Source organism: Rhizobium sp. PRIMUS64 (genome assembly GCF_023006465.1).
GTDB classification, from domain to species: Bacteria; Pseudomonadota; Alphaproteobacteria; order Rhizobiales; family Rhizobiaceae; genus Rhizobium; species Rhizobium leguminosarum.
Genome location: NZ_JALBGX010000266.1, coordinates 1 through 2485, shown reverse-complemented (window position 1 = coordinate 2485; position 2485 = coordinate 1). Strand labels below are relative to the sequence as shown.

General features: G+C 60.9%; 1 protein-coding gene and 1 pseudogene. Both read left to right on the top strand.

All coding sequences use genetic code 11. The features are described 5' to 3' along the window. Positions 1 to 111: 111 nt before the first annotated feature. A pseudogene (istA, locus tag MOV76_RS38880) lies at positions 112 to 1605 on the top strand (IS21 family transposase); the annotation flags it as partial. A 5-nt stretch (positions 1606 to 1610) separates the two neighbouring features. Then, on the top strand, positions 1611 to 2345 hold the full coding sequence (istB, locus tag MOV76_RS38875) for an IS21-like element helper ATPase IstB (protein WP_064818141.1): 735 nt from the start codon (positions 1611 to 1613) through the stop codon (positions 2343 to 2345). The last annotated feature ends 140 nt before the right edge of the window (positions 2346 to 2485 follow it).

The following is a 2485-nucleotide window of genomic DNA, read 5'->3' as shown; positions in this document are numbered from 1 at the left end:
TGTGTTTCGGCGTGCAAATTTGACCCCCTTGGCGGGGTAATCGGCGTCCAATTTTGACCCCCCTCAGATTTCATCTGACCATCCGGCTTTTGGCGGCGGATGGAGTGGGAGTTGAAGCGAGTGGATACTATTGCGCGTGTTCGACGGGCCTTCCATGTGCAGGGCTGGTCGGTGAAGAAGATCGTCCGGGAACTGCATGTTTCGCGCAACACGGTCCGCAAGATTTTGCGTTCCGACGAGACCGATTTTACCTATGAACGAGAGCGACAACCGCTGCCGAGGATCGGAGCGTGGAAGGCCGAGATCGAGCGGTTCCTGACGACCAACGAGGGCAAGCCATCGCGCGAACGGTTGACGCTGATCCGGATTTACGAGGAGGTTCGGGCACTCGGCTACGACGGCAGTTATGACGCGATCCGGCGATACGCCAAGACCTGGGCGAAGAACCGGGGAGCCATGACGGCGGAAGCCTACGTGCCGCTCTATTACGCGCCGGGTGAGGCCTACCAGTTCGACTGGAGCCACGAGATCATTCTGATCAACGGCGTGACGACGACCGTCAAGGTTGCTCACGTCCGGCTCTGCCACAGCCGGATGATGTTCGTCAGGGCCTATATGCGCGAAAGCCAGGAGATGGTGTTCGATGCGCACGACAAGGCCTTCGCCTTCTTCCGTGGCACCTGCACGCGCGGCATCTACGACAACATGAAGACGGCGGTCGAGGCCGTATTCGTCGGCAAGGAGCGGCAATACAATCGCCGTTTCCTGCAGATGTGCAGCCATTATCTCGTTCATCCCGTGGCCTGCACGCCCGCATCAGGCTGGGAGAAGGGGCAGGTCGAGAACCAGGTTGGCCTCGTGCGCGAACGCTTCTTCACTCCACGCCTTCGCGTCAAAAGCCTGGAAGAGCTGAACGTATGGCTGCTCGACAAGTGCATCGCCTACGCCAAGGCGCACCGCCATCCCGAGCAGACCGAGCGGATGATCTGGCAAATGTTCGAGGAGGAGCGCGGCAGCCTCGTCCATTACGTCGGGCCGTTCGACGGATTCCACTGCGTCCCGACCTCGGTGTCGAAGACCTGCACGGTCCGCTTCGACAACAACAAATACTCCGTCCTCTCAACTGCGGTCGGCCGGCCGGTCGAGGTTCACGCCTATGCCGAGAAGATCGTCATCAGGCAGGACGGTGTGAACGTCGGTGAGCATCCTCGTTGCTTTGGCCGTGGCGAGACGATCTACGATCCCTGGCATTATGTCCCTGTTCTGGCACGCAAACCCGGTGCTTTGCGCAATGGTGCGCCGTTCCGTGAATGGGTCCTACCCACAGCGATGGAGAAAGTGCGCCGGCGGCTGAAGAGTGTCCATGATGGTGATCGGCAAATGGTCACCATTCTCGGATGCGTTCCCGCCGACGGTCTGGCGGCCGTCGATGCTGCCTGCCAGGAGGCTTTGGATCACGGCGTCTGCTCGGCCTCGGTGATCATCAACATTCTGGCCCGGAGCCGTGATCCGGCCCCGGCCGCAACCCTGCAAACCCCGGATGCGCTGCGGCTTACCCATGAACCGGTCGCCGACTGCGCACGGTATGACAGCCTCAGGAGGGCAAGCTGATGGAACGCACACAGGTTCTCGAACTGATGAGCACGCTGAAGCTCTATGGAATGCGCGGCGCTTACGACGAGGTCATGGGCAACGGCATCAAGCGGCAGCACGAACCGCCGCGCATCGTCGGCGATCTCTTGCAGTCGGAGATCGCCGAGAAGCAGGCCCGCTCCATTCGCTACCAGCTCAGCATTGCCAAGCTGCCGCTCGCCAAGGACATCGACGACTTCGACTTCGCCGATACGCCCGTCAATGAACCCCTGGTGCGGGAGCTGTCGACCGGCACCTTCGTCGCCGATCAGCGCAATGTTGTCCTCGTCGGCGGCACGGGAACCGGGAAGAGCCATCTGGCCATCGCGATTGCCCGCGCACTGATCCGCAACGGAACACGCGGGCGCTTCTTCAATGTCGTCGATCTGGTCAATCGCTTGGAAACGGAAACGCGCAGCGGCAAGCAGGGGCGGACGGCCGACTACCTCAACCGTCTCGACTTCATCATCCTTGACGAACTCGGCTACCTGCCGTTCGCCCAGGCCGGCGGCCAACTCCTGTTCCATCTGATCAGCAGGCTCTACGAGCGGACTTCGATCATCGTCACCACGAACCTGGCCTTTGGAGAATGGCCGACGGTGTTCGGTGACGCCAAGATGACGACCGCGCTTCTGGACCGTCTCACCCACCACTGCGAGATCGTCGAAACCGGAAACGAATCCTGGCGCTTCAAGAACCGCTCTCAAAGCTAAAGCCGAAGACGATCATCACGCGCACTTGGCCTACCCTCTGCAACCCCGGCCAGCGCCGGGCAGGCCAAGCGCTGATCTACAGCATATGGGGGGTCAAAATTGGACGCCGATAAGGGGTGAACTTTGGACGCCGATTGACA

Coding starts and splice junctions, on each gene's coding strand:
- istB (WP_064818141.1), top strand. CDS start 1,611: ATGGAACGCACACAGGTTCTCGAACTGATGAGCACGCTGAAGCTCTAT.